Source organism: Marinomonas arctica, assembly GCF_003259225.1.
GTDB classification, from domain to species: Bacteria; Pseudomonadota; Gammaproteobacteria; order Pseudomonadales; family Marinomonadaceae; genus Marinomonas; species Marinomonas arctica.
In genome coordinates, this window is record NZ_QHJF01000011.1 from 190,161 (window position 1) to 197,156 (window position 6,996).

Annotated in this window: 7 protein-coding genes; 3 read left to right on the plus strand and 4 right to left on the minus strand. The window is 43.8% G+C overall.

The annotated features are described in order from the left end of the window. Position 1: 1 nt before the first annotated feature. From DK187_RS08985 to DK187_RS08995, 3 genes are all read right to left on the minus strand, one after another. Entirely contained in the window at positions 2–1,054 is a 1,053-nt protein-coding gene (locus tag DK187_RS08985) for a FecCD family ABC transporter permease (protein WP_111607008.1), read from the minus strand. Positions 1,055–1,090: 36 nt separating this feature from the next. Continuing rightward, positions 1,091–2,191: an ABC transporter substrate-binding protein gene (locus DK187_RS08990; protein ID WP_111607009.1), complete on the minus strand. Its 1,101-nt coding sequence runs from the start codon at positions 2,189–2,191 to the stop codon at positions 1,091–1,093. 131 nt (positions 2,192–2,322) lie between these two features. Beyond that, positions 2,323–3,804: a glycosyl hydrolase family 79 N-terminal domain-containing protein gene (locus DK187_RS08995; protein ID WP_111607010.1), complete on the minus strand. Its 1,482-nt coding sequence runs from the start codon at positions 3,802–3,804 to the stop codon at positions 2,323–2,325. A gap of 120 nt (positions 3,805–3,924) precedes the next feature. Here DK187_RS08995 and DK187_RS09000 point away from each other — a divergent pair, with 120 nt between their 5' ends. Next, positions 3,925–4,440, plus strand: coding sequence for a lipocalin family protein (locus DK187_RS09000; RefSeq protein ID WP_111607011.1), 516 nt, complete (start codon positions 3,925–3,927; stop codon positions 4,438–4,440). Here DK187_RS09000 and DK187_RS09005 read toward each other — a convergent pair. Next, positions 4,432–5,004 (minus strand): hypothetical protein, encoded by a 573-nt coding sequence (locus DK187_RS09005; protein ID WP_111607012.1) that lies wholly within the window; start codon positions 5,002–5,004, stop codon positions 4,432–4,434. The two genes, DK187_RS09000 and DK187_RS09005, sit on opposite strands and share 9 nt — an antisense overlap. Before the next feature lie 132 nt (positions 5,005–5,136). Here DK187_RS09005 and DK187_RS09010 point away from each other — a divergent pair, with 132 nt between their 5' ends. Together DK187_RS09010 and DK187_RS09015 are read left to right on the plus strand one after the other, a co-directional pair. Beyond that, on the plus strand, positions 5,137–6,360 hold the full coding sequence (locus tag DK187_RS09010; RefSeq protein ID WP_111607013.1) for a pepsin-like aspartic protease: 1,224 nt from the start codon (positions 5,137–5,139) through the stop codon (positions 6,358–6,360). A gap of 15 nt (positions 6,361–6,375) precedes the next feature. Continuing rightward, positions 6,376–6,957: an avidin/streptavidin family protein gene (locus DK187_RS09015; RefSeq protein WP_111607014.1), complete on the plus strand. Its 582-nt coding sequence runs from the start codon at positions 6,376–6,378 to the stop codon at positions 6,955–6,957. The last annotated feature ends 39 nt before the right edge of the window (positions 6,958–6,996 follow it).

The window sequence follows — 6,996 nt, forward strand, 5'->3', positions numbered from 1 at the left end:
ATTAGCGTCTCTTTCCCAGAATGAGCCAGAAGAAAAAAGGCACGCCGATAATAGCCGTGACAATGCCAATCGGAAAAAGTGCACCAGGAACAATAACCTTTGATAGTACGGAGGCACTAGAGAGCAGAAAAGCACCAATTAAAAATGATAAGGGTAAGAAAAAACGCTGATCCTCACCGACTAAAATTTTAGCGATGTTAGGTGCAACTATGCCAATAAAGCCAATGATACCAACAAAGCTTGTCACGGTGGCGGTCATGATAGCGACAATAAAAAGTGTTTTTAAGCGTAATCTACTCACGTTTACCCCTAAACTTTTGGCTCTTTCTTCCCCTAATCGCAATGCGGTCAATTTCCATGCATCACGAATCAAGAAAAATATACAGACAGAGGTGATGCCGGCAATAATCGATAAGTTTGACCAAGATGCTTTGGATAAACTGCCAAACAGCCAGAATAAAATTTGCTGGCTTAATTCCGGTGAAGAGACAAACTGCACTAAGGATAATAAAGATTGAAATAGGAACAGTAAGGCGATCCCCGCCAGAATCAGCTGACCTGAGCTAATGTGTCGCATCGTGGCTAACGCAAACAAAAAGGCAGCAGCCAGCATGCAGCAGACAAAAGCACCCAATGGAACCGCCACATTTGCATTCAGTCCCAATGAACCAAAATAGAGAGTGAGTGCTGCGCCAAATCCCGCCGCGGCCGCCATGCCTAGCGTATACGGACTGGCCATCGGGTTGTTTAATAGAGTTTGCATCTCGGCACCGCCAACGCCTAATACGCCACCGACAATGACCGCCATGATGGCAATGGGCAAACGCAGACTGGAGACAATGACTTTGGTTGTGGGGTCGACTTCGATAGGGAAGCCAATTAAATGCAGTAGGGCATTAGCAACCTCTTTGACATTCAATAAGGACGGCCCTGTCGCAATATCCAAAATGAAAGAAGAGACTAACACGATAAGCAGAATGCCAATAACAGACCAGCGACGCTTTTCACTGCGTCGCTGGTTTGAGAGGGCATCAGAAAGTAGATCTGATTGCATAAATTATCTATCTGTTGGAACGCATCCTGACAGATTTTACTCCGTAATGTTGACGGTGAAAGTACCCATTGGGGTAACCGGAAGGTATTTCTTATAAAAATCCAAATAGTTTTGTTCTGGGTTCACGTCTTTAAACAAGCTTGGGTACATGGATTTTGCCATGAACTGAACCATAGAAGCATCAAGAATAGTACGAGAAGCTCCATGATACAGTCCAAAAACCCTGTTGTTTTCCACGGCTGGCATATGAGTCCAACCAGGGCGTTGCGTAAATCCTTTTAAGCGTGAAATAGCGAGTTTTCGATCAATTCCCTGTCCCATAGGAAGTGCATTACCCTCTATGCCAGATTCGGTGCCACTAAGGAAAACCACCTCAGGCTTTGAGGCCAAGACTTGCTCTGGATTCATAGGTCCCCACCATTCAACAAAGGGCGCGGCAATATTATCACCACCTAACATGGTAATCAGCGCTCCCCACATGTTTTTGCCAAAAGTAAAGCTGTATTGCTCTGGTCCCTTATTGGCAAACTCGACGTAAGTGCGAGGTTTTGGTAAATTTGAAGCTTGTATCGTTTCTAGGGTGGATTCAATAGTTTGCTGGTAATCATCGGCTATTTCTTTAGCGCGTTTTTCTTGTCCTGTTAACTGGCCAATGAGCTGAGTACTTTTGATATGGCGATCCAGCGTTTGCGCATTGTAATCCACAACCACAATTGGAATACCGGCCTCTTCAAGGCGACCCACATCCGTTCCTAACCCCTGATATTGCCAATCCGCTAATAGAATTACGGTAGGTTTAAGACTCAATATTTTTTCAATGGAAAAGGTTTGCGCCTCTATTTCACCTATGTCAGGTATATCTTTTAAAGATGGACGATACTCCGTGTAAAGATTCCAACTGGCAGGGCGCCATCCTTCCCATGTGTCTCGTGACAGACCAACCACATTATCAAAGGCTTTTTCTGTGCCAATTGCCATATAATCTTCAGCGTAAAAACCTAATATAACGCGTTTGGCGGGTAGGTCTACCTCCACTTGCCTATCTAATACATCATTAATAACCGTTACTTTTGCTTCCAGTGAACCTGCAAAAGTAGCTATGCCTAACACCAATGTAAGCAGCGAACGTAGAGCCATCAACCGTATCCTTTTATTGAGAATGATTTTTGTTTGGCATCTTACTGATAGGTTAGAAATTATCAAGAACTTTATTAAGATTTAAGGTGTATTTAAGAATCATTCTTTCTTTTTAATAGAAGATACATTTATTACACCGTAAAACACCAAAAATTAATGCTGTAAGGGCTAACGAGGTTGAGCTTAGACAGTTTAGGGAAGTCGCTCAATTTTACTTTGCCATTTTTAAATTTAGGTCTAATGCCGTTAATACGGATTTTTTTTGATGTCAGCGAATCGGCGGTGATTTCAAAGCGCTTCTTTTTTGAACCAAAGCCGTTGCAGTGAAGGATTTTGGGCTGAGCAGACATGTTGATGATGAGGAGGGTGCATTTGCCTTCTTTTTTTGCGCTATGGCAATAGATTTGCACAAAGGGATCGTTGCTTTGCACGTCGAAAACGTCTTCTCCCATAAGCTTTCCCCATAACCAGCTAATCCAATAGTCTGGATTGGGTTTCAAGGTCTGCCGATTGATAAGAGCGTAGTCACCACCAATGAGGCTTTGTCTTACCATGACTTTTTGCCCGATTTTTGCCCCTCTTCCCAATTGATCTGCCCACCAAAAAGAAGACACAAAACGATCGGATAGCTTGGCTTGTCCACCACATTGAGCAGAACCCGTTTCCCCGGTCCAGAGTTGCGCGCTTGGTTGATACTTATTGCGCAATTGTTCTAATTGTCGAGAGTATTTTTCATAGTCCATGAGAGAGTTGGGTGACAGAATATTATTGACCGTGGCAGCGCGGGTCTTGACCGGTGACCGGCTGCTTTGGAATGGATAATAATGCCAATCAACGATATCAAGGGTTTCTGTTAGATATTCTAAAAAAGGAGCGGAGAGGTTACTTAAGGGTTTGATGGCCTCTCCAATTCTCGGCCAAAAGGCACTGCCTGGGCCGGATATTTTGCTGTTTGGACTGTGCTGTCGCACACATTGAATGAAGGTATCGTAATCTTTCGCTAGGTTTTTTGCGCTTGGCTGTGAGGTGAAACCATGAAATGCCCAATAGGCATTGAGCTCATTGCCCAGTTCGCAAATGTCGATCTGTTGTTGGTGAGCTTGGCTGTATTTTAATAGATCAATGACCTCTGTTGCGTCCCAACGCCCTTGTTTACGGCGTTCAAAAAGACCGTACTTTAGCGTGAATATCAGGGCTAAATCATGGCGTTGGCAAAAATGATGAAGGTTATCCCACATGGTTTGGCTAAGTAATAGGCCATCATGTTGCTTTTCATAAAGAGGTTTTTGGCTGGTAAAATATTCCACCTTGTCCGCTTCCGATCCACCAACTCGAACGTAGGCGGGTCCGAGGGCATCCACGAGCAAATCTAATTTAGACTGATTCAAGTCCAGAGGGGCGACACGTTGGGTTCCTAATCCTTGCTGTGTGCCTGTGCTGCCTTCCCACCAAAATCCTCCTGCTAAGACCGAGATATCGATTGAAAAAGACAGATATCTGGTGTCAATTTTAGTTATGGGGTGAGTGCTGGTTAAGTTGACGACAAGAGATTTATTTTGGCGATTACTGTATTGTCCTCGATGCCAAGGGCGAATTAGTCTATTACTAAACAAGGCGTGTTTTCCCTCATAAACCGTTTTGGGGGCGATTTTAATAGACTGCGATAAAAGTATGACATTTGTGTGATGGTAATAACGATCGCACCGTTTTAGATTCTGTTTAAAGGTATGGGTATGAAGTGGTTTGTTTGGGGAATGATGTTTCTGTTGGCGGGTTGTACTAGTGCACCGAAGGACATCGATCCTGTGACACAGTTTCAAGTTGAACGTTACCTAGGGACTTGGTATGAAATCGTGCGCCAAGACCATGCTTTTGAAGAGGGCTTATCTAACGTAACGGCAAGCTATTCCATGCGCGAGGATGGCGGTGTTGCGGTGTTGAATCGTGGCTATTCTGCAGAGGATAAAGAGTGGCGAGAAGCGGAAGGCCGTGCGTATTTTGTTAATTCTTCCGATGTGGGTCATTTGAAAGTGTCGTTTTTTGGCCCCTTTTACGGCGCATATGTCATTTTTGAGTTGGATAAAAAAGACTATCAATACGCCATGATTTCAGGTCCAAGCCGAGACTATTTTTGGTTATTGTCACGCACGCCGACTATGCCGGCGGCGGTTAAAAATCGATTGTTAGCGCAAGCCCAAGCTTTGGGGTTTCCAATGGATAAGTTGATTATGGTCACGCATTCAAAATAATGAGCAAGTAATAGATCGCTTCGCGTTTGCGTTCGAGCAGACAGCGGCGTATGCTGTAGGATTTTGAAGAAGAGCATAATGGGCGTCAGAATTTCGGCAGTAGGCGATAAAGGCTTCATGTTGCTGATTAAAATCGGCTTTCGTGAGTTCAAGATCGATGAAAGCGCTATTATCATCCTTACCTTCTTCTAATGCGTCTACCTTTGCTCGTTGTATTAAATAGCTAATTTCGTTGTATTGATAGCGTATCTGATGGCAGTAAGCACTATTGGGATTGGTGGCTGCGCAGTCTGCTATGATGGCTTCTAGCTCTGCTTTTTCCTCTTGATAAAGATCTATATCATTTCTTGCATGATGAGTTTGCCCCTGTGTTCTATTTGCACTCAAGGATAGGGCATCGAGTTCGTCTTTAGCGGTTTTCAAACGTTCCTCTTTTGCTAAACATTCCTTTCCAAAGGCGATCAAATCGCTGCTATGGGCTAGGCTTATGGTGGTTAACCCTATCAAAACAATGCCAACACGAAGAGCTGGGCGACACATAGGACTTTTCTGTTTGTTTTTCATATGTCATTAAATCTTTAGATCAAGTATAAGTGAATGAAAGGTTTTTTATTTTACAGTGTTGTTTTAGGAGATTTTTTAGTTCTGTTTTTGTTGTAAGACAAGCTGAGTATACACGTGCTCATTGGGGAAAATATGAAAAAATCCGTATTAGTAAATGATAACGCAACAGGCCTTTCCATCTCGCTCGACCGTGGTCCTTTTCAGAATAATGGTGCGTCACCTTGGTATGCGTATGTTGGGGTTGGCACCCCCGCGCAAGCGTTGAAGTTCGCCTTTGATACGGGCAGTAACTTTATGTGGGTTACCTCAAGTCTGTGCAAAGCCGATACTTGTCATCATTATGGCGATCAACAATTTGTTTATCAATTATCGTCCAGCTTCTCATGGGTAGATCAACAGACGATTGCAGTGGACTTTGGCCCGTGGGGCAGCATGGCGGTTAAAACAGGCAAAGACATATTGACGTTAACGCCTGATGCACTGGGGCAAATCGATAGTGGGCCGATATCTTTGATCTCCGACCTGTATTTAGCGCAAGCCTATGAAGGTGTGCAGTTTTATGAGTTAGATTGGGACGGTGGTATTGGCATTCCCAGTACAACAGAAGTATCGGATGCGCCTTTTGCTGCTTTTTCTTACCGCGGGATAGTGACACAACAGACGAGTGAGCCGACGTCATTTCATTTTTTCCAAAGTCTGGTTGAGCAAGGGGTCGTTAGTGCTAAGTGCCCCTATGTGGCATTTTTAACCGACATGGATGAGGGGCATGGGCAGGTTGAATTTGGACAATTAAATCAAGATTATCGAAACAGTAGAGAATATGTATTTTTGCCATGGGACAAATACAGTGTGCCCTATCTATGGACCAGTAAAATAAACTCTCTTGCTTTGGGGGAAACACAAATTATTGCTCCAGAGTCCACGACTAATCCACCTTATTTTTTGGCACTAGACTCTGGGTCTTCTCAATTTAAAGGAGACTTTGATGTCATGACAAGGCTTTATAATCTTGCTTCTCATACCAAAGACAACCTCATTATTGAGATTGGTCAAACGGATTTGGGTGAAGTTGGTAAATTAGTGGTGACCTCAGAAATGTATGATGTCCTGATTGAAGCAGGCCAGCAAAAGGGCAAAGTGGTCACGCAATTCCAGCCAATGGAGGGCGCTGATTACATTGCTTTAGTTGGCTCAGTACTCATGGATTATCTTTATACCGTGTATGAATTTAATGTGGTGGAAGCGGCGGGCAACGTCTCCTTGCTTCCTGTCGGTATGTGGGTTTTTAACAAATCTACTGGGCCTAAAGTCATTACGACAACGCAAAGTAAACCGGCACGAATTTTTCACTATTAGCGTAAGGAGAAAGCAATGGCATTGGTATTGAATGGAACATGGGAAAACAGTTATGGCTCCACTATGGTGTTAGACGTTGATGAAGAGGGGTTCATTTTTGGTGAATATCGTTCTCATACGGGGTCAACAGGCACGTATTTGGTGATCGGACATTGTTCTCCAAGTGATCCAACGAGCGATGTTGGGCAGCCGCTTGTGTTGTCTATTTATTGGCGCTCCATTGGCGGCGAAGAACCGGATGATGGTTCACATTGGGTATCTACCTATTGCGGTCAGCTTGATAACAATGGCCATATGACGGTCATTAATTCTTTGGTAACCACGACAAGCTTCCAAGGCTTTTCCCCAGGCGATTATATTGACAAGCTTATATTCACTAAGCAATCCAGTTTGCACCGACCATCAACAAAAAATATCGCTTTCCTGGCTCAACCTAAAGTGCCAATTGCGAATCCGATTAACGGCGTGTGGTCAGATAAAGAGCAGGGTATTGAATTATCCTTGTTTTTACAGGATCAAGAATACGGCGTGGTGAATGGTTGGCTTTCTTATAACAACGAGATAATGAGTCAGGGCGAGAGCGTGAACATATTTTGAACAGTTTTGCCCCACCTCATTCACTCTTCTGCCACAGCT

Excerpts from the sequence above, each read along its gene's own strand:
- DK187_RS08985 (WP_111607008.1), bottom strand. The coding sequence starts at position 1,054 with ATGCAATCAGATCTACTTTCTGATGCCCTCTCAAACCAGCGACGCAGT.
- DK187_RS08990 (WP_111607009.1), bottom strand. The coding sequence starts at position 2,191 with ATGGCTCTACGTTCGCTGCTTACATTGGTGTTAGGCATAGCTACTTTT.
- DK187_RS09000 (WP_111607011.1), top strand. The coding sequence starts at position 3,925 with ATGAAGTGGTTTGTTTGGGGAATGATGTTTCTGTTGGCGGGTTGTACT.
- DK187_RS09005 (WP_111607012.1), bottom strand. The coding sequence starts at position 5,004 with ATGAAAAACAAACAGAAAAGTCCTATGTGTCGCCCAGCTCTTCGTGTT.
- DK187_RS09010 (WP_111607013.1), top strand. The coding sequence starts at position 5,137 with ATGAAAAAATCCGTATTAGTAAATGATAACGCAACAGGCCTTTCCATC.
- DK187_RS09015 (WP_111607014.1), top strand. The coding sequence starts at position 6,376 with ATGGCATTGGTATTGAATGGAACATGGGAAAACAGTTATGGCTCCACT.